At 68.9% G+C, this 22220-nt stretch carries 18 protein-coding genes; 15 read left to right on the plus strand and 3 right to left on the minus strand.

Annotated features, from left to right (window positions below; all coding sequences use genetic code 11):
• Nucleotides 1–29 precede the first annotated feature (29 nt).
• The 12 genes from murD (at nt 30) to CHB64_RS08560 (ending at nt 13545) form a co-directional block, all read left to right on the plus strand.
• Nucleotides 30–1442 carry a UDP-N-acetylmuramoyl-L-alanine--D-glutamate ligase gene (gene murD / locus CHB64_RS08505; protein WP_089412198.1) on the plus strand — a complete coding sequence of 471 codons (1413 nt, stop codon included), beginning with the start codon at nt 30–32 and terminating at the stop codon, nt 1440–1442.
• Entirely contained in the window at nt 1439–2578 is a 1140-nt protein-coding gene (locus CHB64_RS08510; RefSeq protein WP_089412199.1) for an FtsW/RodA/SpoVE family cell cycle protein, read from the plus strand. The genes murD and CHB64_RS08510 overlap by 4 nt, the downstream gene beginning before the upstream one ends.
• A complete protein-coding gene (locus CHB64_RS08515) occupies nt 2575–3687 on the plus strand; it encodes a UDP-N-acetylglucosamine--N-acetylmuramyl-(pentapeptide) pyrophosphoryl-undecaprenol N-acetylglucosamine transferase (RefSeq protein ID WP_089412200.1) in 1113 nt (370 codons plus the stop codon). Before CHB64_RS08510 ends, CHB64_RS08515 begins: the two co-directional genes overlap by 4 nt.
• 20 nt (nt 3688–3707) lie before the next feature.
• Nucleotides 3708–5111: a UDP-N-acetylmuramate--L-alanine ligase gene (gene murC / locus CHB64_RS08520; RefSeq protein WP_089412415.1), complete on the plus strand. Its 1404-nt coding sequence runs from the start codon at nt 3708–3710 to the stop codon at nt 5109–5111.
• 33 nt (nt 5112–5144) lie between these two features.
• A complete protein-coding gene (murB, locus tag CHB64_RS08525; protein ID WP_089412416.1) occupies nt 5145–6065 on the plus strand; it encodes a UDP-N-acetylmuramate dehydrogenase in 921 nt (306 codons plus the stop codon).
• A gap of 42 nt (nt 6066–6107) precedes the next feature.
• A complete protein-coding gene (locus CHB64_RS08530; protein ID WP_089412201.1) occupies nt 6108–6512 on the plus strand; it encodes a four helix bundle protein in 405 nt (134 codons plus the stop codon).
• Nucleotides 6509–7444 carry a D-alanine--D-alanine ligase gene (locus CHB64_RS08535; protein WP_089412202.1) on the plus strand — a complete coding sequence of 312 codons (936 nt, stop codon included), beginning with the start codon at nt 6509–6511 and terminating at the stop codon, nt 7442–7444. The genes CHB64_RS08530 and CHB64_RS08535 overlap by 4 nt, the downstream gene beginning before the upstream one ends.
• Entirely contained in the window at nt 7441–8286 is an 846-nt protein-coding gene (locus tag CHB64_RS08540) for a cell division protein FtsQ/DivIB (RefSeq protein WP_089412203.1), read from the plus strand. Before CHB64_RS08535 ends, CHB64_RS08540 begins: the two co-directional genes overlap by 4 nt.
• Nucleotides 8287–8391: 105 nt before the next feature.
• Nucleotides 8392–9663 (plus strand): cell division protein FtsA, encoded by a 1272-nt coding sequence (gene ftsA / locus CHB64_RS08545; protein ID WP_159462456.1) that lies wholly within the window; start codon nt 8392–8394, stop codon nt 9661–9663.
• Nucleotides 9664–9811: 148 nt separating this feature from the next.
• Nucleotides 9812–11407 carry a cell division protein FtsZ gene (ftsZ, locus tag CHB64_RS08550; protein WP_089412417.1) on the plus strand — a complete coding sequence of 532 codons (1596 nt, stop codon included), beginning with the start codon at nt 9812–9814 and terminating at the stop codon, nt 11405–11407.
• 194 nt (nt 11408–11601) lie between these two features.
• Nucleotides 11602–12507, plus strand: a complete 906-nt coding sequence (gene lpxC / locus CHB64_RS08555) for a UDP-3-O-acyl-N-acetylglucosamine deacetylase (protein ID WP_089412205.1) — start codon at nt 11602–11604, stop codon at nt 12505–12507.
• A gap of 90 nt (nt 12508–12597) precedes the next feature.
• Nucleotides 12598–13545, plus strand: a complete 948-nt coding sequence (locus CHB64_RS08560) for an outer membrane protein assembly factor BamD (RefSeq protein WP_143265976.1) — start codon at nt 12598–12600, stop codon at nt 13543–13545.
• A gap of 27 nt (nt 13546–13572) precedes the next feature.
• Here the strand turns inward: CHB64_RS08560 and CHB64_RS08565 are convergent, their stop codons facing one another.
• Complete coding sequence (locus CHB64_RS08565) at nt 13573–14424, minus strand: helix-turn-helix transcriptional regulator (protein ID WP_089412418.1); 852 nt, start codon at nt 14422–14424, stop codon at nt 13573–13575.
• Between the two features lie 137 nt (nt 14425–14561).
• On the opposite strand from CHB64_RS08565, the gene CHB64_RS08570 reads away from it, so the two are divergent.
• The 3 genes from CHB64_RS08570 to ligA all read left to right on the plus strand — a co-directional run bounded on the left by CHB64_RS08570 (nt 14562) and on the right by ligA (nt 19163).
• Entirely contained in the window at nt 14562–14954 is a 393-nt protein-coding gene (locus CHB64_RS08570) for a hypothetical protein (protein WP_183234049.1), read from the plus strand.
• A gap of 119 nt (nt 14955–15073) precedes the next feature.
• Entirely contained in the window at nt 15074–16804 is a 1731-nt protein-coding gene (recN, locus tag CHB64_RS08575) for a DNA repair protein RecN (protein ID WP_089412419.1), read from the plus strand.
• 196 nt (nt 16805–17000) lie between these two features.
• Nucleotides 17001–19163 carry an NAD-dependent DNA ligase LigA gene (ligA, locus tag CHB64_RS08580; protein WP_089412207.1) on the plus strand — a complete coding sequence of 721 codons (2163 nt, stop codon included), beginning with the start codon at nt 17001–17003 and terminating at the stop codon, nt 19161–19163.
• A gap of 121 nt (nt 19164–19284) precedes the next feature.
• Here ligA and CHB64_RS08585 read toward each other — a convergent pair whose 3' ends face one another.
• Together CHB64_RS08585 and CHB64_RS08590 are read right to left on the minus strand one after the other, a co-directional pair.
• Nucleotides 19285–21102, minus strand: coding sequence for an aminopeptidase P family protein (locus tag CHB64_RS08585; RefSeq protein WP_089412208.1), 1818 nt, complete (start codon nt 21100–21102; stop codon nt 19285–19287).
• Nucleotides 21103–21189: 87 nt separating this feature from the next.
• Nucleotides 21190–22074: a 50S ribosomal protein L11 methyltransferase gene (locus CHB64_RS08590; RefSeq protein WP_089412209.1), complete on the minus strand. Its 885-nt coding sequence runs from the start codon at nt 22072–22074 to the stop codon at nt 21190–21192.
• Between the last annotated feature and the right edge of the window lie 146 nt (nt 22075–22220).

Below are 22220 nucleotides of genomic sequence, written 5' to 3' on the forward strand. Positions count from 1 at the left end.
GGACGGAAAAAGGAGCGCGAAACGCGGCTATGATCCCCATTCCGGGCGTGAAGAAAAAGAAGATCGGCGTGTTCGGCCTCGGCGTCAGCGGACTTGCCGCCTGCGAGGCGCTGGCCGCCTCCGGCGCGCAGGTCTTCGCCTGGGACGAGAATCGCGCCGCGCGCGAAAAAACAGCGAATACGGAGTATCGCGCCGAACATCCGAAGGAATGGCCGTGGGGCGAGCTCGACGCGCTCGTTCTCAGCCCCGGCGTGCCGCTCACCCATCCCAGGCCGCATCCCATCGCGCGCAAGGCGCGCGCGGAGAAGGTCGAGCTCATCGGCGATGTCGAGTTGTTCGCGTGCGCCCTCGCGGCGAGCGAGACGAGCCCGCGCCCGCGCGTCGTCGCCGTCACCGGCTCCAACGGCAAGTCGACGACGACGGCGCTGATCGGCCACATATTGCGCGAAGCGGGCTTCGACGTCTCCGTCGGCGGCAATATCGGCAAGCCAGCGCTGGCGCTGGAGCCGCCTTCGCCGGGGCGCGTCTATGTGCTTGAGCTTTCTTCTTTCCAGCTCGATCTCACGCGCAGCCTGCGCGCCGACGTCGCGGCGATGCTCAACATCGCGCCGGACCATATCGACCGGCATGGCGACCTTGCGGGCTACCTGGCGGCGAAGCGGCGCATCTTTCTCAATCAGCAGGCGGAAGACACGGCGATCGTCGGCGTCGACGACGCCTGGGCTCAAGGGATTTGCGCGGCGCTTTGCCGCGAGGGCGGACGGCGGGTGATCCCCGTCTCCGCCGAAGGCGCGCTCGGGCGCGGCGTTTTCGCGCTGAAGGGCAAGCTGTTCTGCAATCTCGACGGCAAGACCGGCGAGGCGGGCGATATCGCGCACGTCGCCGCGCTCAAGGGCGCGCATAACTGGCAGAACGCAGCGGCTGCGCTCGCCGCGGCGACGGCGCTGGGCGTCGCGCCAGCGGTGGCGGTCAGGGCGATGGAGCGCTTCGAGGGACTCCCGCATCGGCTCGAAGTCGTCGGGCGCATCGGGCGGGTTCTGTACGTGAACGACTCCAAGGCGACGAACGCGGACGCCGCCGCGCGCGCGCTCAAGACCTATCGCGACATCTTCTGGATCGCCGGCGGCCGACCGAAAGAGGGCGGGGTCGCTTCGTTGCGCCCGCTGATGGACCGGGTGCGCGGCGCCTATCTCATCGGCGAGGCGGCGCCGCTGTTCGAAGAGCAGCTCGCCGGCGCGGTCCCCTGCGCGCAGTGCGGCGACCTTCCGGCCGCCCTCGCGCGCGCGAGCCGCGACGCGGCGCAGAGCGGGCTCGACGCGCCGGTGGTGCTGCTCGCGCCGGCCTGCGCCTCCTACGATCAGTATGCGAATTTCGAAAAGCGCGGCGAGGAGTTCCGCCGGCTCGTGCTGGCTGCCGCGCGCGCGGCCGGGGAGGCGGCATGAGGGCGCTCTCGTCTTCAAACCATTCGCCGGCCGCGCTGTGGTGGCGCTCGGTCGATCAGGTCGGGCTTCTCCTCGTCGGCCTCATCGCCAGCATCGGCGTGGCGCTTCTGTTCGCCGCAGGACCAGCCGCCGCCGCGCGGCTCGGCATTGCGTCGAGCTTTCACTTTCCGCTGCGCCAGCTCGTCTTTCTCGTTCCGGCCTTCGCCCTGATGATCGGCGTGTCGATGCTGACGCCGCTTCAGGCGCGCCGGCTCGGCGTCGTTCTATTTCTCGCCGCGGCGGCGCTGATGCTCGCCGCGCTCCTCTTCGCGCCGGAGATCAACGGCGCGAAGCGTTGGATCGCGCTCGGGAGCTTCAGCCTTCAGCCTTCAGAGCTCGCCAAGCCCGGCTTCGTCGTCGCCGCCTCCTGGATGCTCGCCGAAGGCGCACGCAATCCGCGCTTCCCTGGCGCGGCGATCACGGCGGGGCTTTACGCGCTGTTGATGGCGCTTCTCATTCTGCAACCCGACTACGGCCAGGCCGCGCTCGTCACGGCGCTATGGCTGGTCATGCTCTTCGTCGTTTTCGGCTGGAGCTGGTGGATGATCGCCGTCGGCCTCGCCGGGGCGGGCTCGATCGCCGGGGGTTATTTTTTCTCCCCGCATATCGCGCGGCGCATCGAGGCGTTCCTCGACCCGGCTGCGGGCGAGACCTATCAGGTCGACAAGGCGCTCCAGGCGATCGCCCATGGCGGCTGGTTCGGACGCGGTTCGCAGGGCGCGAGCGTGAAGTATCAGCTTCCCGACGCTCATACCGATTTCATCTACGCCGTGGCGGGAGAGGAATACGGATTCATTCTGTGCGCGGGCATTCTCGCGCTGTTCGGCGCGCTGGTCGTGCGCTTCTACGCGCGCGCGGCGAGCCTGAGCAGCCTGTTCGCCCAATCCGCCGTATGCGGACTCGCGGCGATGATCGGCTTGCAGAGCTTCATCAACATCGCAGTCAATCTGCGGGCGCTGCCGGCGAAGGGCATGACGCTGCCGTTCATCTCCTATGGCGGCTCGTCCCTGCTGGCGACGGGGCTCGCTTTCGGGCTCATCTTCGCGCTCTCGCGCCGGCACGGTCCCGCCGCGCGCCGCAAGGAGATCATGCCGTGAGAGACGCGTCCTTGATCGCGCTCGCCGCCGGCGGCACAGGCGGGCACATGTTCCCGGCCGAGGCTCTCGCGCAGGAGCTGAAGCGGCGCGGGCGCCGCGTGCTGCTCGTCACGGACGCGCGAGGCCTGCGCTACGCCGCGCAGTTTCCCGCCGACGAGCGCATCGAAATCTCGGCGGCGAGCCCCAGCGTCGGCGGGCCCGTGGCCAAGGCGATGGCCGCTTTCTCGCTCGCGGGCGGGCTCGTCACGGCTCTCAGGGAATTTCGCCGGCGCGGCGTCGCGGCGGCGGCGGGCTTCGGCGGCTATCCGTCGCTGCCGGCGATGCAGGCCGCCGCATTGTTGAAGATTCCATACTGCGTGCACGAACAGAACGCGGTCCTCGGCCGCGCGAACCGGCTGATGGCCGGCGGGGCGGCTTTCACGGCGCACGCTTTTGCGCAGCTCGACCGCGCGCCAGCGAAAGCGCGGCGCATCGAGGTCGGCAATCCGGTGCGAGACGCCGTCGCCGCGTTCAAGGACGCGCCCTACGAGCCCCCGCATGACGGACCGGTCCGTCTGCTGATCTTCGGCGGCAGTCAGGGCGCGCGCCTGTTCTCCGAGGCGCCGCCGCGCGCTGTCGCAGCCCTGCCGGACGGCTTGCGCCGGCGGCTCGCCGTCGTCCATCAGGCGCGCGAGGCCGAAACGGGCGCCGTGCGCGCCGCTTACGAGGCCGCGGGCGTCTCCGCCGAGGTCGCTCCCTTTTTCGGCGATTTGCCGGCGCGCATGGCGAAGGCGCATCTCGTCGTCGCGCGCGCGGGCGCCTCGACGGTGACGGAGCTGTCGACGATCGGCCGGCCGTCGATTCTCGTTCCGCTCGCCATCGCGATGGACGACCATCAGACGGGCAACGCCCGCGCGCTCGCCGACGCCGGCGCGGCGCTCGTCATCCCAGAAAAGACGTTTACGGAGTATTCCCTGAAAGACGCGCTCGCTTCGCTTCTCGCCGATCCGGCGCGGCTCGCCGCGATGGCGCAGGCCGCGCGCGGCCGGGTCCGCTCGGACGCCGCCGCCGCGCTCGCCGATCTCGTCGAGGCGCTTCTCGCGGGAAAAAGCCTGAAGGACGCCGCATGACCCATCCGCGCAAGATCAAGATCCGTCTGCCTTTCGAGGTCGGGGTCGTGCATTTCGTCGGCGTCGGCGGCGTCGGCATGTCGGGCGTGGCCGAGCTCATGCGCAATCTCGGTTATGAGGTGCGCGGCTCCGACATCGCCGAGAACGCCTATGTGCGCCGCCTGCGCGAGAAGGGCGTGCCGGTCGTCATCGGCCATGACCCGAAAAACGTCGAAGGCGCCGACGCGGTGGTCGTCTCGACGGCGATCCGCGCCGACAACCCCGAAGTGCGCGCCGCGCGCGCGCGCCACATTCCCGTAGTGCGCCGCGCCGACATGCTCGCCGAGCTCATGCGCCTCAAATGGACGGTGAGCGTCGCCGGCGCGCACGGCAAGACGACGACGACCAGCATGATCGCTGCGCTGCTCGACGAGGCGGGGCTCGATCCCACGGTGGTCAACGGCGGCGTCATCAACGCCTACGGGGCCAACGCGCGGCTCGGCGAGGGCGACTGGATGGTGGTCGAGGCCGACGAATCCGATGGCGCGTTCCTCCGCCTGCCGACGACCGTAGCGGTGGTCACGAATATCGATCCGGAACATCTCGACTATTGGGGCGGATTCGAGGCGCTGCGCGCGGCGTTCGATCAGTTCGTCGAGAACACGCCGTTTTACGGCTTCGGCGTCGTCTGCCTCGACCATCCGGAGGTCCAGGCGCTCGTCGGTCGCGTCACCGACCGGCGGCTCGTCACCTACGGCGTCAATCCGCAGGCGGACGTGCGCGCCGACAACGTCGCGTTCGAAGGCGGCGGGGCGCGCTTCGACATCGTCTTCCGCGAGCGCGGCAAGGAGATCACGCGAATCGCCGGCGCGCGCCTGCCGATGCCGGGCGAGCATAACGTCCTCAACGCGCTCGCCGCGGCGACGGTTGCGCGCAAGCTCGGCGCGGGCGAGGACGCGATCCGCGCCGGCTTCGAGAAGTTCGCCGGCGTGAAGCGGCGCTTCACGAAAGCGGGCGAATGGAAGGGCGTGACGATCATCGACGATTACGGCCATCATCCGGTCGAGATCGCCGCCGCGCTCAAGGCCGCCCGCCAGGTCGCGCGTGGCAAGGTCATCGCCGTCGTCCAGCCCCATCGCTACACGCGCGTGCGCGATCTGTTCGACGAATTCTGCGCCTGCCTCAACGACGCCGATACGGCTTTCGTCGCCGACATCTATCCGGCCGGCGAGGCGCCCATCGAGGGGATCGACCGCGACGCGCTGGTGGCCGGCGCGAATGCGCACGGCCATCGCGACGCGCGCGCGCTCGAAAGCTTCGACGCGTTGCCCGCTGCGATCGCCGCAACCGCCGCGCCGGGCGACTATGTCGTCTTCCTCGGCGCCGGCGACATCACGAAGCATGCGAATGAACTGGCGGCGGTTCTGACGAGGGCGCGGGGATGAGAGGCTTTTCGCATGAAGCCGAAGGGGGCGCGCATGGCTAGAAAGATCGCCCCCGCCGATCTGCCGGAAGTGCGCGGGCGTTACGTCGCGAACGCCGACATGTCGGCGATCACCTGGTTCCGCGTCGGCGGGCCCGCCGACGTGCTTTATACGCCAGCGGACGAAGAAGATCTTGCGACGTTCCTGAAGAACACGCCCCCCGAAATTCCGGTTTATCCCGTCGGCGTCGGCTCCAATCTTCTGGTGCGCGACGGCGGCGTGCGCGGCGTCGTCGTCCGTCTCGGCGCGCCGTTCGCCAGGATCGCGGTCGAGGGCGTCCGCCTGCGCGCGGGCGCGGCCGCGCTCGACGCGCAGGTCGCGCGCGCCGCCGCGAAGGCGGGCGTCGCCGGGCTCGAATTCTATCGCGGCGTGCCCGGAACGATCGGCGGCGCGCTCGCCATGAACGCCGGCTGCTACGGGTCGGAGACGAAGGACGTGCTCGTCGAGGCCGTCGCCTACGACCGGGCGGGGCGCCGGCGCGTCTTCTCGAATGCGCAGATGGGCTTTTCCTACCGCGCCAACGGGCTCGGCGAGGGCTTCATCTTCGTCGGAGCGCTCTTCGAAGGGCGCGCCGGCGAGCCCGCCGCCATCGAGGCGCGCATGAACGAGATCATGAAGCAACGCGAGGCCTCGCAACCGATCCGTGAACGGACGGGCGGGTCGACCTTCGCCAATCCGGATTCGGCCGAGTCGGGCGGACTCAGCGCCTGGCGGCTCATCGACAAGGTCGGCGGGCGCGGACGCGCCGTGGGCGACGCGCAGGTCTCCGAGCGGCATTGCAATTTCATGATCAACCGCGGCAAGGCGACGGCGGCGGACCTCGAGACGCTGATCGAGAGTCTGCGCGAAGACGTGCTCAGGCAAACGGGCGTCAACCTGCGCTGGGAGATCAGGCGGATCGGCGAGAGGGCTTAGATGTCAGGTTTTAGGTGCTAGGGGGTGAAGGCGAGGGACCGTATGGGTTCTCAGAAAATAACTTCATATCGAGATTTGATTGTTTGGAAACGGGCGATGGAGCCTGTTGAAGAGGTCTACAAGCTCACTGATGCGTTTCCAAAGAAGGAGGAATACAGACTGACATCACAGACCATCCGGGCCGCCATCTCGGCGCCAGCGAATATCGCAGAAGGATTCATGCGTAACACGCGGAAAGATTATGCCGACTTTATCGGAATCGCGCGCGGATCGGCGGCTGAGCTCGATACATTGTTGATGCTTGCCGGCCGAATGAGATACGCCTCCGCCGAATCGATCGGCCAAGTCCTGGGAGGGGCTGAGGAGATAAGCAGGATGCTGAACAGTTTGCGCCAAAAGCTCTCCTCCTCCCCTAAAACCGAAAACCTAAAACCTAAAACCTCATGAAAAAATTCCGCCGCATCGCAGTTCTCAAGGGCGGCTGGTCGCCGGAGCGGGAGGTCTCGCTCAATTCCGGCGCGGCCTGCGCCAAAGCGTTGCGCGCCGCCGGCTACGACGTCGTCGAGATCGACGCGAAATATGAAGAGCGGCGCGATCTCGCCCGGCGGCTGAAAGACGTCGCGCCCGATGCGGTCTTCAATGCGCTGCACGGCCAGTGGGGCGAGGACGGTTGCGTGCAGGGGCTCCTCGAGGTGATGGGGATTCCCTACACCCATTCGGGCGTGCTCGCTTCCGCGCTCGCCATGGACAAGCAGCGCACGAAATTCGTGCTCGCCGACGCGGGCGTGCCCTCGCCGGAAGGGCGGATCGTCAGCCGCGCGGAGGCTGCGGGCGGCCACGTCATGGCGCCGCCTTACGTCATCAAACCGAACGCGCAGGGCTCCTCGGTCGGCGTCTACATCATCCGCGCGGGCGACAACCGTCCGCCGACGGCGCTCGCGAGCGACGAGTGGTCGCTCGGCGAAGACGTGCTCGTCGAGAAGTTCATTCCGGGCCGGGAGCTCACGGTCGCCGTCATGGGCGATCGCGCGTTGTGCGTGACCGAAATCACGACGAGCCTGGCCTTTTACGATTACGAGGCGAAATACGTGCCCGGCGGCTCGCGCCACATCCTGCCGGCCGATCTGCCGCCCGCCGTCGCCGAGCGCTGCCTCGACCTCGCCCTGAAGGCTCATCAGGCGCTCGGCTGCCGCGGGGTCAGCCGCTCCGATTTCCGTTACGACGAGACGGCGACGGGCGAACAGCTCTATTTCCTCGAGATCAACACCCAGCCGGGCATGACCGGCACTTCGCTCGTGCCCGAGCAGGCGGCCCATTGCGGGATTTCTTTCGAGGCCTTGTGCGCGTGGATTATCGAAGACGCATCTGTTGAGCGATGAACAAACCGAAGCGCAAAGCGAAGACCAAAAAGCAGCCCGCCCGTCGGCGGACGGCGAAGGCGAAGCCGCCCTCGCTCTGGTCGCGGCTCGCGGGCGCCTCGCGCAACTATCTGCTCGCCGGGGCGGCCGGGGCGTGCGTGATTCTTGTCGGGGCGGGGATCATGCTGTGGTCGGGGGGCTATGTGGGCCTTCTGGGCGAGCGCATCGACCGCGCCCTGCGCGAGAGCGCGACGGCGGCCGGCTTCGAGATCCGGCGCGTCACGCTGAAAGGCCGCCGGGAGACGGCGAATGACGAACTTGAGGCCGCGCTCGGCCCCGCGCTCGGCAAATCGATCCTGCATTTCGACATCGAGGCCGCGCGCGCGCGGATCGAGGAGCTCGGCTGGGTGCGCGCCGCGGCGGTCAGCCGGCTTCTTCCTGACACGGTGCATGTCTCGATCCGCGAGCGCGCGCCGGCCGCCGTCTGGCAGCTTTCGGGCCGGCTCTATCTCATTGACGATCGCGGCGTGGTCATCCGGCCTGTCAGCGGCGGCGCCTATCCGCATCTGCCGTTCATCGTCGGCGCCGGCGCGCCCGAGGCCGCGGCGGGCGTCCTTCAGGCGCTCGCCGGCCATGAGGCGCTGCGCGCGCAGACCCTCGCGCTCGTGCGGGTGAGCGAGCGGCGCTGGGATGTGAAGCTCAGGAACGAGACGGTGGTGATGCTGCCCGAGGAGAACTTCGCGCGCGCGCTTGATGAGGTCGCCGCGCTTCACGCCGCCAACGGTCTGCTTGACCAGCCGCTCGAATATGTCGACCTTCGCGACCCGGAGCGGCTGGTCGTCCGCCGCCGGGGGGAGGAGTGAATGAAGCGCCCGAACCTCAGGTTTCAGGGTTTGGGCTTCAGCGTTGCGCGCGGCGCTTTCGCGCCTGAAGCTTGAACTCTGAACCCAAGCCCTGGAAGGCGTTCCGTGTCCAGACGAAAGCGTCGCCAGTCTTCCCATGAGCTGATCGGCGCCGTCGACGTCGGCGCGTCGAAAGCCGTGTGTCTGATCGCGCGGCTTGTGGAGGCCGCCGACGGCGCGCCGGCGCCGGAGATCATCGGCGTCGGCCTGCAGGGGATGCGCGCCGGCGAGCGGGCCGCAGGCAGGCTCGCGGCGGCGGAGACGGCGCTGCGCGGCGCGCTTGCCGCGGCCGAGCGCATGGCCGGCGAACGGCTGCGCGCCGCGGTCGCCGCCGCGCCGGGCCGGCGCCTGTCCTGCCGGCGGATCGGCGTCGATCTCGACATCGAGGGCGGGCGCGTCACCCGCGAGGACATGCGCGACTGTCTCGCCGAAGGCGCGAAAGCCGCCGCCGCAGAAGGCGCGCGCGCCATTCACGCGCTGCCGGCGCGTTATTCCGTAGACGGCGAAGACGCGGGGCCGGACCCCAGCGGCGTCGCCGGCGCGGTGCTGACGACGGAGGTCGTCGGCGTCGGCGCGCGCGAACCCGATCTCGTCAATCTCGAAGCGCTGCTCGGCCGCTGCGGCCTGGAGACGGAAGGCTTCGTCGCCGCGCCCTATGCGGCCGCCGAGGCGGTGCTGACCGACGACGAGAAAGATCTCGGCGTGATCCTGATCGACATCGGCGCGGGGGCGACCGACTACGCCGTGTTCGAGCGGGGCGCACTCGTCGACTGCGGCGGGATCGCGCTCGGGGGCGGGCACATCACCCGCGACATCGCGCAGATCTTCGGCGCGCCCCTGCGCGAGGCCGAGCGCATGAAGACCCTCTACGGTTCGGCGCTCGCCGGCGTCGGCGACGAGCACCGGCTGATCGACTTTCCCCAGATCGGCGAGGAAGGCGTGAAACTGCGCGTCGCGCGCGCCGAGCTGACGGCGGTGATCCAGCCGCGGCTTGAGGAGATTTTCGAGCTCGCGTTGGCGCGCCTGCCGGCCGCGATCCGCGCCGGGCGGGGGCCGCGCCGGGCCGCGCTCACCGGCGGGGGCGCGCTGCTGGTCGGCGCGCGCGAGACGGCCGAGCGCGTGCTGGGGCTGAGGACCCGTCTCGGCCGGCCGTTCGCCCTGGACGGCGCGCCGGAAGCCGCGACGGGGCCGCAATTCTCCGTATGCGCCGGGGCGATCCGGCTGGCCGCGCGCAAGGGCGCCGGCCTCGACGACCTCGCCGGGGATGGCCAGTTCGAGACCGTCGGCGCGGGCGGGCTCTTCGGCGGCGTCGCCGACTGGCTGCGGCGGAATTTTTGAGGGAGGGGGAACGGCGAGTAGCGAACCGTCATTTGCCGTTCGTCCCGGTTTCCTGCCGCCGTTAATCGCCCGTTAACCATTTGGTAAGCCTTCTGAACGAATCTTTAACGCAGCGTTCACCATAATGGGGCGGATTTCGGAGTCGTCGATGCCACTCAATCTCAGCGTGCCTGAACTCACTGAACTGAAGCCGCGCATCACCGTCATCGGCGTCGGGGGCGCCGGCGGGAATGCCGTCAACAACATGATCGAGAGCGCGCTGGAGGGCGTGGAGTTCGTGGTGGCGAACACCGACGCGCAGGCGCTCGGCCTGTCGAAGGCGCAAAAGCGCATCCAGCTCGGCGTGAAGACGACGCAGGGGCTCGGCGCGGGCTCGCTGCCCGACATCGGGCGCGCTGCGGCCGAGGAGTCCCTCGACGAAATCCTCGAGCATGTCGGCGCGGCGCACATGCTGTTCATCACCGCCGGCATGGGCGGCGGCACGGGCACGGGCGCGGCGCCAGTGATCGCGCGCGCGGCGAAGGAGCGCGACATTCTCACCGTCGGCGTGGTGACCAAGCCTTTCCATTTCGAGGGCGCCCGGCGCATGCGCATCGCCATGTCGGGCATCGAGGCGCTGCAGGAGCATGTGGACACGCTCCTCATCATTCCGAACCAGAACCTTTTCTCCATCGCCAACGAGCGCACCACCTTCCAGGAGGCCTTCGCCATGGCCGATCAGGTGCTGCATTCGGGCGTGCGGGGCATCACCGACCTCATGGTCATGCCGGGCCTCATCAATCTCGACTTCAACGACGTGCGCACGGTGATGAGCGAGATGGGCAAGGCGATGATGGGCACCGGCGAGGCCGAAGGCGACAAGCGCGCCATCCTAGCCGCCGAGGCCGCGATCTCGAACCCGCTGCTCGACGAGGTGTCGATGAAGGGCGCGAGGGGCGTGCTCATCAATATCACCGGTTCGATGGACATGACGCTGTTCGAGGTGGACGAGGCGGCGAACCGCATCCGCGCCGAGGTCGATCCCGACGCCAACATCATCGTCGGCTCGACCTTCAACCAGGATCTTCAGGGCCGGGTGCGCGTGTCGGTCGTGGCCACCGGCATCGACGTCGAGCCGAAGGAGGCCGGCAAGCCGCAACAGACGACGACCGTCTCCGTCTCGAAGCCCTGGCGCGAGGCGCCGCTCGCCGCGCCCCCTCTCGCCGCGCCGACGCCGGCCGCTTCGCCGCTGCCGACGCCGCAGACCGCGCCGCTCGTCAATCCCGCCTCGGCCAATCCGGTCGGCGACGTGCATGAGCGCATCCGTCGCATGCTGACCGAAGGCTCCGTGGACGGACTGGGCGGCGAGCGATCGCCCGCGCCTTCGGCGACGCGCCCGTCCTCCGTTCCTCCGGCCGGCGCCCGCGCGCCCGAAGCGCCCCGCGAGCGCCCGCTGCGCGCCGCCGAGGAGGCGAGGGCGCCCCGCAATCCCTTCCGCGAAGCCCAGGCGATCGGAAAGACCTCGATCGAGGCCGCGCTCGACATCTTCAAGAGCATGCGCCCGGCCGCGCCGGCCGAAAAGCGCCCGCCGGCCCAGCGCTCCGAGGCGCGCCGTCCCGAAACGCGGGCCCCCGAAGGCGCGCCGACGCCGCGCGCGCCCGAAGCCTCGCGCCCGTCCCAGCCCTCACGCGGAGATCTGTTCGACGACGGCGCCGACGCCGAGCTCGAAATTCCGTCCTTTCTGCGCAAGAAGAAGACGGGCTGAGGGCGGCGCGAACGGCTTCCGCAGCCGGCTCTCCGAAGTTTAATGCGCCGCCCGCAAGGCGGCGCATTTTCATGTCGTAAGGCGCGCGCGGCCGGCCTCGCGCAACATCGCGAAACAATGCTTTATTTGGCCGGGAATAAAAGGTTCGCCAGTTTCGTAAAAGGTTCAGCGTCAGGGGGTAAGAGAGCGACCTGATGGACGGTCTCCGACAGACCACGATCGCGCGCGAAGGCGCGCTTGAAGGCGTGGCGCTTCATACCGGCGCGCCCGTCCGCATGTTCCTGCGGCCCGCGCCGGCCGGGGCGGGGATCGTCTTCCGGCGCGCCGATCTCGTCGCGGAGGGCGAGATTCCTGAAAGCGCCGCGCGCGTGCCGGCGCGCGCCGATCTCGTGGCGGATGCGCGGCTCGGCGTCACGTTGCGCAACGCCGCCGGCGTTTCGGCGCGTACGGTCGAGCATCTGATGGCCGCGCTGGCGCTCTGCGAAGTCGATAACGTCCTTGCCGATCTCGAAGGACCGGAGCTTCCCATTCTCGACGGCAGCGCCGCCCCGTTCATCGACCTTATCGGGCGCTGCGGCCTGACGACGCTGCCGGCGCCGCGCCGCTTCATCGAGGCGACCCGAACCCTGCGCGAGACGGACGCAGAGCGCTTCGTCGAGATCTCGCCGGCCCGAGGCAGGCGCATCGAGGTCTCCATCGACTTCGCAGATCCGGCGATCGGGCGTCAATCGGCGAGCCTCTCGCTCGACGATGCGGAAACGGCGCGCCGCCGCCTCGGTCCGGCGCGGACTTTCTGCGCGCTGCGCGAGGTGGACGTGATGCGCGCGGCGGGTCTGGCCCGCGGCGGCTCGCTCGACAACGCGGTCGTGGTCGACGGCGCGCGCGTGCTGAACGCCGAGGGGCTGCGCGACCCGGCGGAGTTCGTGCTGCACAAGGCGCTCGACCTCGTCGGCGACCTCGCTCTCGCCGGCGCGCCGGTGCGCGGCCGGATCGTCGCGCACAAGCCGGGCCACGACCTCAACACCCGCCTCGCCCGGCGCATTCTCGAGCAGTTCGCGCCTGACCGGCCGAGCGCCGCGCCGGCGCGTCTGACGGCCTGACCGGACGGCGACGCTTCGTTTGACCGCCGCCGCGCCGCCCCCTAAAAGACGAGGACAGGGGCGGGGGTAGAGGCGAGAGGCGTTTTGCCCATGACGCGTTTCCATCGGTCGGCGGTTCTCGTCGGCGCAGTGTTCGCCGCGGCGTTGCTCGCGGCCTGCTCGTCTTCGGGCGGCAAGAAGAAGTTCGCCTATGTGGAGCGCCCGGTGGAGGTGCTCTACCAGCAGGCGACTGATCGGCTCGAACGCAAGCGCTATGAGGAGGCGGTCGCGCTGTTCGAGGAGGTCGAACGCCAGCACCCCTATTCCTCCTGGGCGCGGCGCGCCATGCTGATGCGCGCTTTCGCCTATTATCAGAACAACGATTACGAGGAAGCGCTCGGCGCGCTCGATCAGTTCATCACGCTCCATCCCGGCAACAAGGACGCGCCCTACGCCTATTATCTGAAGGCCATGTGCTATTACGAGCGCATCACCGATGTCGGGCGCGATCAGGAACACACCAACAACGCGGTCGCCGCGCTCAATGACGTCATCCGACGCTATCCGAACACGGAATATGCGCGCGACGCGCGCCTCAAGCTTGATCTCACCTATGATCACCTTGCCGGCAAGGAGATGTATGTCGGCCGCTTCTATCTGAAGCAGAACAAGCACATCGCCGCCATCAATCGCTTCAGGACCGTCATCGAGAACTATCAGACGACCAGTCACGTGCCCGAAGCGCTGCATCGCCTGGTCGAGGCCTATCTGGAGCTCGGGATCGTCGACGAGGCGATGTCGGCCGCCGCCGTGCTTGGCCATAACTATCCGGGCACGAAGTGGTACGAAGATTCCTATCGGCTGTTCGCCCGTCACGGACTGATCGATGGAAGCGGCCGGCTCGCCATGCGCCGCCTGCCACGCGACGATTCGAAAAAGCGCAAGGGCAGGGACGAAAACGCGCCGGCCCTCACTGACGCCGGTCCGGCCGCCGAGCCGTCGCCGGTGGCGGAGGCGCTTCCCGTCGATCCGCTCGAAAGGCCGGAAGGCGGCGTGTAGGGCGCGCAAGCGTCGGTTCCGCTTCCGTTACGGCGCGTTTCGCTTGCTTTCGCGAGGCGATCGGGATAAAGGGCGCGCCGCTTCGAAACGGGCCCCGCTCAGCAATGCGCGGGTGGCGTCGTCCGCGGGAAAAAAGGATTCGATGGCGAGCTCCGACAAGGTGACGTCCGTCGGCGAGCCGAACACCGTCGTCGCGGAGAAGAGCGACAGAACGCTCTCGCCCGCGCGCAGCGTCAGCGGCGTGAAGACGCCGTTGAATTCCTCCGCTTCGGCGCGCTCGGGCGCAGGAAAGCCTGAAAGCTCTGCATACAGTGTTTCTAGGTCGCGGTCGCCCGTCGCCTCGATCTGCCGCCTCAGTCGGGCCAGGACATGGACGCGCCACTGCGAGAGGTTGAGGATATGCGGAGCAAGTCCGTTGGGATGCAGCGACAGTCTGAGCACGTTGGCCGGCGGATCGAGCAGGGACGGGTCGGCCGCGCCCTGGGCGAGGGCGAGCGCCGCGTCGTTCGCTGCGAGCATGTTCCAGCCGCGATCGACTGCAAGCGCTGGATAGGGCATGTGCCCGTCGAGCAGCAGGCGAACAGCCTCGACGGCTGGGCGCAGCGAGGGATCGTCGAGCGGGCGCGCGCGGTATAACGGCGCGTAGCCGGCCGCGGCCAGCATGGCGTTGCGCTCGCGCAAGGGGATGTCGAGGCTCGCGCAGAGCAGGACCACCATCTCGCGGCTGGGCAGGGCGCGCCCCGTCTCGACGAAGCTCAAATGCTTCTGCGAGATCCCGGCCTCGAGGGCGAGATCGAGCTGGGTCTTGCGCCGGCGCGCGCGCCACGCTTTCAGCCTGGCGCCGAACAGGTCGCGCGGCGTTGCGTTCGGATCGGACATGGATGTCTCCCTGAGGCGTCTGCGCAGCCGGCGCAGCATAAGGGCGACCGGCGGACGCTCAATTACCTGCGAGGAAATCGACTTCATTCCCATAAGCGGCGATCGTTCGGCGCAGCGACGCTGCAACGGAGACGATCATGACGCAACGCACCCTGCTGAAATACGCCCTGCTGGCCGATGCGGCCGCGAGCGGCGCGACCGGTCTGTTCATGGCCGGCGGCGCCGGCCTTCTCGCGCCGCTGCTCGGGCTGCCGAAGCCGCTCCTGCTTTACGCCGGCCTGTTTCTCATTCCTTACGCCGTAATCGTCGCGCTGGTCGGCGTCGCCTCGCCGGTCAGGACCGGGGCGGTGTGCGGGATCGTGCTGGCCAATCTCGTCTGGACAGCCGCGAGCTTCGGGCTTTTCGCGCTGCCTCAGATTGCGCCGACCCTGCTGGGCTACGCCTTCGTCGCCGCGCAGGCGCTCGCGGTGCTGGCTTTCGCTCTCGTCCAGCGGGCGGGCCTGGCGCGCCTGCGCGCGCAGGGCGCGTGACAAGTCGGCGCCGCGAAAGGGTTCCTTCCGGGGGCCGGGCGAATCCTGCTAGAGACAATCTGCGGCCGGCGCGCCTGCGCGCGTCGGCCCTTTTCCGCTTCCGCGCGCCATCGGCATTCATGCTCACCGCCCTCGCCATCCAGAATTTCGTCCTCATCGATCAGCTCTCGCTGTCGGTCGGCGAAGGCCTGACGGCGCTGACCGGCGAGACGGGGGCGGGCAAGTCCATTCTGCTCGATGCGCTCGGACTGGCCGCCGGCGGGCGGGCCGAGCGCGCCGCCATCCGCGCCGGAGCCGAGCAGGGCGCCGTGACGGCGGCGTTCGAGGTCGGCGCCGATCACCCGGTCTGGACGATCCTGGAGGAGAACGCCCTGCCGGCGGGCGAGGATCAGATCATCCTGCGCCGGGTGCAGGCTCGCGACGGGCGCAGCCGCGCCTTCGTCAACGATCAGCCGGTCTCGGTCGCGCTGCTGCGTCGGGTCGGGGAAAGCCTCGTCGAGATTCACGGCCAGCATGACGGGCGCGGATTCCTGAGCGCGGCGACCCATCGCGCGCTGCTCGACGAATATGGCGGGCTCGAGGCCGACCGCGCGGCGCTGGCGCGGTTGTGGCGCGACTGGCGCGCGGCGGCGGACGAGCTCGACGCGCGCCGGCGCGGGCGCGAGCGGGCGCTCGCCGAGGCCGACTATCTGCGCCATGTCGCGCGCGAGCTTGAGGAGCTCGATCCGCAGGCGGACGAAGAGGCCGCGTTGGCGTCCCGCCGGGCCGAGCTGATGGCGGCTGAAAAGATCGCCGGCGATCTCGCCGAGACCGTACAGCTCGTCTCCGAGGACGGGCTCGAGGGCCGGCTCGGCGCGGCCGCCCGCCGGCTCGCACGGGCCGCCGGCAAGCTCGAAGGCGACGACAATCCCGTCAGCGTCGCCGTCGAACGCATCGAGACGGCGCTGTCGGCGCTCATGGATGCGCGCGCTGCGGCGGAGGATGCGGCCGACCGGCTCGGCCATGATCCGGAAGAGCTCGACCGCGTCGAGACGCGGCTTTTCGCCCTGCGCGCCGCGGCCCGAAAACACGGGGTCGCGCCCGACGGCCTGCCCGCCTTCCGCGAGAAGGTCGCCGCCGCCCTCGCCGATCTCGATGCGGGCGAGGCGGGCTTCGAAGCGCTCGAAAAGCGCGCCCGCGCGGCCGAGCGCGCCTATTTCGACGCCGCGAAGGCGCTCTCCGCCGCGCGCCGCGCGGCCGCGCAGCGCCTCGATGCGGCGGTCGCGAAGGAGCTCGCCCCCCTGAAGCTCGGTCGCGCGACCTTTGCGACCAGAATTGAAACGGATGCGGACCGTCCTGGTGCAGATGGAATCGATCAGGTCGAGTTCATGATCGCCGCCAATCCGGGCGCGCCGGCGGGCCCCCTGAAGACCATCGCCTCGGGCGGGGAGCTGTCGCGCTTCGTGCTCGCGATGAAGGCCGCGCTCGCTGCGAAGGAAAACCGCACCGTCATCATCTTCGACGAGGTCGACGCCGGCGTCGGCGGCGCGGTCGCCGACGCGGTGGGCGAGCGCCTCGCCCGGCTCGCGGCCGGCGCGCAGGTGCTCGTCGTCACCCACAGTCCGCAGGTCGCCGCGCGCGCGCGCCATCACTTCCGCATCGAGAAAATTCAGGGCAAGGATGAAACCCGCACGCTGGTCGAGCCGGTCGAAGGCGCGGCGCGGGTGGAGGAGATCGCGCGGATGCTGTCCGGCGCGCGGGTGACGGACGCGGCGCGCGCCGCCGCCCGACAGCTTCTCGCCGGCGCGCAAGCGGGCGCGGAAGGGCCGGCGGCGACGAAAAAATCCCCGAAAAAGAGGATAGCCTCCTGAGGAAAATCAATGGCTTACGCGAAAAACGGGGATAGTTATCCCCGTCTTTCCGCGCCCCCTTAAAATGCGCGCGCGGGACGCCGCCTTGAAGGAACGCCAATATGCGATTGCAGGAGAACGCATTCGGGAATCCTCTTCGCTCCTCCCTTGCAGGGGGCGGCGATGTGCGCCGCGCCGGGCGGCAAGGGGTCGGGCGATGAGCGCGAAGCGGAAAACCGTCCGGCGCGTCGAGGAAGTCCCGGTCAAGGATCTGACGCCGGAGGAAGCCGCGGGCGAGCTCGAACGGCTCGCGCGGCTGGTCGCAGAGGCGGACGCGGCCTACTACCAGCAAGACGCGCCGATCATGTCGGACGCCGCGTATGACGCGCTGCGCCGGCGCAACGCGCTGATCGAGCGCCGCTTTCCGAAGCTCAAACGCCCTGACAGCCCTTCGGACCGGGTCGGGGCGCCGCCCGCGACGCGCTTTGAGAAGGTGCGCCATGCGCGCGCCATGCTTTCGCTCGACAATGCTTTCGACGAGGCGGACGTCGCCGATTTCGTCGGACGGGTGCGCCGCTTTCTCGGCCTCGGCGAGGCGGCGCCGCTCGCCTTCACCGCCGAGCCGAAGATCGACGGCGCCTCGATGAGCCTGCGCTACGAAAAAGGCGCGCTCGTTCTCGCCGGCACCCGCGGCGACGGGCGCGAAGGCGAGAACGTGACGGCGAACGTTCTCTCCATCGCCGACATTCCGAAGACAATCGCCGACGCCCCCGACATTCTCGAAGCGCGCGGCGAGATTTACATGTCCCATGCGGATTTCGCCGCGCTCAACGCGCGCCTCGAAGCGGCGGGCGAGGAGACGTTCGCCAACCCCCGCAACGCCGCAGCGGGTTCGCTCCGTCAGCTCGACCCGGCGATAACGGCCTCGCGGCCCTTGCGCTTTTTCGCCTATGGCTGGGGCGAGCTGTCGGCGCCGCTGGCCGACACCCAGTGGAAGGCTCTCAAGCGGCTCGAAGCGATGGGCTTTCCGGTCAATCCGCTGCTGGCGCGCTGCGAGAGCCTCGACGCGATGCTCGCGCATTATCGAAAGGTCGAAGCGCGCCGGGCCGAGCTCGGCTATGATATCGACGGCGTCGTCTACAAGGTCGACCGGCTCGACTATCAGGAGCGGCTGGGATTCGTCTCGCGCGCGCCGCGCTGGGCGATCGCGCACAAATTCCCGGCCGAGCGCGCCGCGACCGTGCTCGAAGCGATCGACATCCAGGTCGGGCGCACCGGAACGCTCACGCCCGTGGCGCGGCTGAAGCCCGTCACCGTCGGCGGCGTCGTGGTCGCCAACGCGACCTTGCACAATGAAGACGAAATCGCGCGCAAGGACGTGCGCGTCGGCGATACGGTGGTGATCCAGCGCGCCGGCGACGTCATTCCGCAAATCCTCGCGGTCGTGAAGGAAAAGCGGCCCAAGGGGGCGAAAAAGTTCGTCTTCCCCGACAGGTGCCCGGCCTGCGGCAGCCATGCGGTGCGCGAGGAAGGCGAGGCGGCGCGGCGCTGCACGGGCGGGCTCGTCTGTCCGGCCCAGGCGGTCGAGCGGCTCAAGCATTTCGTTTCGCGGGCGGCGTTCGACATCGAAGGCCTCGGCGAGAAGCAGATACGGAGCTTTTTCGAGCAGGGAATCATCAGGGAGCCCGCCGACATCTTCACGCTCAAGGCGCGCCAGAAAGCCGGCGAGATCGAGCTTTACCGCTACGAGCAGGACGAGGACGGCGCGCGCAAACGCGACAGGGAAGGCCGCGAAAAGCCGCCGACCAACAAAAAGTCGGTTGACAATCTCTTCGCCGCAATCGACGCGCGGCGGAAAATTTCCCTGCCGCGGTTTATTTACGCTCTGGGGATTCGCCATATCGGGGAATCGAACGCGCGGCTTTTCGCGATGGCGTACGGATCGTTCGAAAATCTGCGCAAAGCCGCGCTGGAAGCCGCCGATCCCGACTCGCCCGCCTACGCCGAGATGCTGTCGATCGAGGGGGTCGGCGCGCTGGTGGCGCAGAGCGTCATCGATTTCTTCGCCGAGCCGCACAATCGCGAGGCCGTGGACCGCCTGCTGAAGGAGGTCGAGCCGGAGGAAATGGCGCGGCCCGCCGAGGGCGCGAGCCCGGTCGCCGGCAAGACCGTCGTCTTCACCGGCGCGCTCGAACGTTTCACCCGCGAGGAGGCTAAGGCGCGCGCGCTCGCCCTCGGCGCGAAGGTCGCAGGCTCGGTGTCGGCGAAGACCGATTACGTGGTCGCGGGACCGGGCGCGGGCTCGAAGCTGAAAAAAGCCGAAGAGCTGGGCGTGAAGATCCTCAGCGAAGACGACTGGCTCGCGCTGATCGGAGGGTAGAGCGCGTGGTGCGTAGAGAGCAGGAAGTGAAGTGAAAGCAGAATCTGTAACGCCGACTTAGTGGGGATATCGCATTGGCCGCCGCTCTACGCGCTACGCACTACGCGCCATGCGCTACGTACTAGATCGCCCGCGTCTTTCGCGTCAGCCAGTCGGCGACGTCCTTCGGCAGGCGCGGGGCCAGCGTCTGGCGCACCCGCGCATGATATCTGTTGAGCCAGTGCCGTTCGTATTCGGACAGAAGCGAGGGGACGACGAGATCGAGCTCGATCGGCGCGAGGGTGAGCGTTTCGAAGCCCATCATCGCCCGCTCGCCGCCTTCGACCGGCTCGGGCGGCGTGACGACGACGAGATTTTCGATCCGTATGCCGAAGGCGCCGGCCTTGTAGTAGCCGGGCTCGTTGGAGACGATCATGCCGGGCTTCAAGGGCTGGCTGTTCGCGGTCTTGGCGATGCGCTGCGGGCCCTCATGCACGCCGAGAAAGCTCCCCACCCCGTGGCCGGTGCCGTGGTCGTAGTCGAGCCCCGCCTCCCACAGCGGCCGGCGGGCGAACGCGTCGAGCTGATGGCCCGTCGTTCCTTCCGGAAAGCGGGCGGTCGCGAGCGCGATATGGCCCTTGAGCACGCGGGTGAAGCGGTCGCGCATCTCCGCGGTCGGCTTTCCGACGGCGACGGTGCGGGTGATGTCGGTCGTTCCGTCCCGGTACTGAGCGCCGGAGTCGATGAGGAACAGCTCGCCCGGCTGGAGCCTGCGGTTGGTGCGGGTGTTGACGCGGTAATGCACGATCGCGCCGTTGGGCCCGGCGCCCGAGATCGTGTCGAAGCTGATGTCGACGAGCTCGCCGGTCTCGCGGCGCAGCGCTTCGAGCTTCTTCGCGGCGGTTATTTCATCGACGCTTCCGTCCTGGGCCTCGCTTGCGAGCCAATAGAGGAAGCGCGTCACGGCCGCTCCGTCGCGCTCATGGGCGGCGCGCGCGCCGGCGAGCTCGGCGTCGTTCTTGCACGCGCGCGGCAGCGCGCAGGGGTCGGGAATTTCGATTACGCGCGCGCCGGACTCTTTCAGCAGACGGACGAATTGCGCCGGCGCGAGCGCGGGGTCGACCGCGACCTTCGCGCCCTTGCCGCCGAGGGCGCGAATCGCCTCGGCCGCGGCTTCTTCGGGGCGGATGTCGACGCCGTCGCCGAGATGGCCCGCAAGCGCGTTGTCGACCTTTTCCGGCGCGACGAAGAGGCTCGCCGCGCCGTCTGCGGAAAGTATCGCGCGCCCCAGCGGCAGGGGGGTGCGCGAAACGTCGCCGCCGCGGATGTTGAACAGCCACGCAATCGAGGGCGGCGCCGTGACGAGCAGCGCGTCGGCGCCGGCCGCCTTCACGGCGGCGGCGATCTCGCGGCGCTTTTCGGTCGACGATTTGCCGGCGAATTCCAAGGGGTGAGGCCGGATTTTCGCGGACGGGCGCGGCGGCTGGTCCGCCCAGGCCGCGTCGACGGGATTGTCCTCGACCGGAACGATCTCGAAGCCCGCGCGCTTCGCCGCCGCTTCAAGGCGGGCGAGGCCGGCCGTCGTATGCAGCATCGGGTCGTAGCCGATGCGCCAGCCCTTGCGCGCGTTCTTCGCGAGCCATTCCTCCGGGGAGGCGTCGGGAATGCTTTCATACTCGAAAAAAGCGTCGTCGACCTCGCCGCGCGCCTGAAGCGTATAGCGGCCGTCGACGAAGATCGCGGCGCGATCCATCAGCACGATGGCCGCCCCGGCAGAGCCCGAAAAGCCCGAAACCCACATCAGCCGCTCGGCGTAGGCGGGGATGTATTCGTTCTGGTATTCGTCGTCATGCGGAACGATGAAGCCGTCGAGCCCGCGCTTCTTCATCTCGGCGCGCAGAAGCGGCAGATGCTTCGCGGCGTAGGAACGGTCGGAGACGGGATCGAAGGACTGGAACATGATTCGCCTGGCGCAGGTTGCAGGTCGCAGATTGCGAAGATCAGCGCATCATATGCCCCTGCGGCCTGTCCGCTGCAACCTGCAACCTCAAACCCGCGCGAACAGCAGCGCCGGCCACACCGGATGGTCGAGCCGGTTGAGCCGGCGGAAGCCGGCGGCCTCGTAGGCCTGCGTCACGGCCTCTTCCTGCGCCGCCGTCAGCCCGGCGAGCATCGCGCGCCCGGCCGGTTTCACGTGAGCGGCCATCGCGGGGGCGAATTCGACAAGCGGGCCGGCGAGGATGTTGGCGAAGACGAAGTCGAAAGGCGCCGCTCGGGCGATCTCAGGGTGGTCGAAGCCGTCGGCCCGTACGACCGTCACCAGCTCCGCGACGCTGTTGAGCGCGGCGTTCTCGCGGGCGATCGCGACCGAGGTCTCGTCGATGTCGCTCGCGATCGCCGGACGGCCCCAGAGTTTCGCCGCGGCGATGGCGAGCACGGCCGAGCCCGTTCCCAGATCGAGCACGCGCTCGGGCGGCAGGCCGGCGAGCCGGTCGAGCAGGGTCAGGCATCCGGACGTGGTCGGATGATGGCCAGTGCCGAACGCCTGATTGGCGTCGATGCGGATGGGGATGAGACCCGGCTCGTTCGGCAATTTGTCCGCATCGTGAACGCCGTAAACGACGAAGCGCCCGCAGCGCACGATCCCGAGGCCCGAAAGCGAATGAGCGACCCAGTCGATGTCGGGCACGCTTTCGATCTGCGGCGCGCCCGCGCCGTCGATCCCGGCGAGAAGGGCGCCGAGCGCGTCGCCGTCCGGCGGCTCCTCGAAATAGGCGTCGAGCCGCCAGTCGGTCTCGTCGTCTTCGGCCGCGGGCTCCGCCTTGGTCAGGCTCACGGCGCGCGCCGGCGGCCAGAGAACCTCCGTCAGCGCCGTTTCAATCGCCTCAAGCCGCGCGCGCGGGCCGGTCCAGATGAGCTTGCAGGCGGTCATGGATGCTTTCGGCGTCGAGGGAATGAGGATCGAAGATCGAAGAATGTCATGTCCTCCCGGAAGGCGCTGAAGCGCCGATTCGAAATCCGGAATAATCGCTCCGTCCGGCTCCCGGCTGTTCGCTGCGCTTCGGCCGGGATGACAGA

The organism is Amphiplicatus metriothermophilus, assembly GCF_900199215.1.
Classification (GTDB): Bacteria; Pseudomonadota; Alphaproteobacteria; order Caulobacterales; family Parvularculaceae; genus Amphiplicatus; species Amphiplicatus metriothermophilus.

Bases quoted from the DNA above. Each gene is read 5' to 3' on its own strand.
- CHB64_RS08535 (WP_089412202.1), top strand. From the start codon at position 6,509: ATGAAAAAATTCCGCCGCATCGCAGTTCTCAAGGGCGGCTGGTCGCCG.
- CHB64_RS08530 (WP_089412201.1), top strand. From the start codon at position 6,108: ATGGGTTCTCAGAAAATAACTTCATATCGAGATTTGATTGTTTGGAAA.
- ligA (WP_089412207.1), top strand. From the start codon at position 17,001: ATGAGCGCGAAGCGGAAAACCGTCCGGCGCGTCGAGGAAGTCCCGGTC.
- lpxC (WP_089412205.1), top strand. From the start codon at position 11,602: ATGGACGGTCTCCGACAGACCACGATCGCGCGCGAAGGCGCGCTTGAA.
- CHB64_RS08570 (WP_183234049.1), top strand. From the start codon at position 14,562: ATGACGCAACGCACCCTGCTGAAATACGCCCTGCTGGCCGATGCGGCC.
- CHB64_RS08560 (WP_143265976.1), top strand. From the start codon at position 12,598: ATGACGCGTTTCCATCGGTCGGCGGTTCTCGTCGGCGCAGTGTTCGCC.
- CHB64_RS08510 (WP_089412199.1), top strand. From the start codon at position 1,439: ATGAGGGCGCTCTCGTCTTCAAACCATTCGCCGGCCGCGCTGTGGTGG.
- recN (WP_089412419.1), top strand. From the start codon at position 15,074: ATGCTCACCGCCCTCGCCATCCAGAATTTCGTCCTCATCGATCAGCTC.
- CHB64_RS08590 (WP_089412209.1), bottom strand. From the start codon at position 22,074: ATGACCGCCTGCAAGCTCATCTGGACCGGCCCGCGCGCGCGGCTTGAG.
- murD (WP_089412198.1), top strand. From the start codon at position 30: ATGATCCCCATTCCGGGCGTGAAGAAAAAGAAGATCGGCGTGTTCGGC.
- CHB64_RS08585 (WP_089412208.1), bottom strand. From the start codon at position 21,102: ATGTTCCAGTCCTTCGATCCCGTCTCCGACCGTTCCTACGCCGCGAAG.
- CHB64_RS08540 (WP_089412203.1), top strand. From the start codon at position 7,441: ATGAACAAACCGAAGCGCAAAGCGAAGACCAAAAAGCAGCCCGCCCGT.
- murB (WP_089412416.1), top strand. From the start codon at position 5,145: ATGGCTAGAAAGATCGCCCCCGCCGATCTGCCGGAAGTGCGCGGGCGT.
- ftsZ (WP_089412417.1), top strand. From the start codon at position 9,812: ATGCCACTCAATCTCAGCGTGCCTGAACTCACTGAACTGAAGCCGCGC.
- CHB64_RS08565 (WP_089412418.1), bottom strand. From the start codon at position 14,424: ATGTCCGATCCGAACGCAACGCCGCGCGACCTGTTCGGCGCCAGGCTG.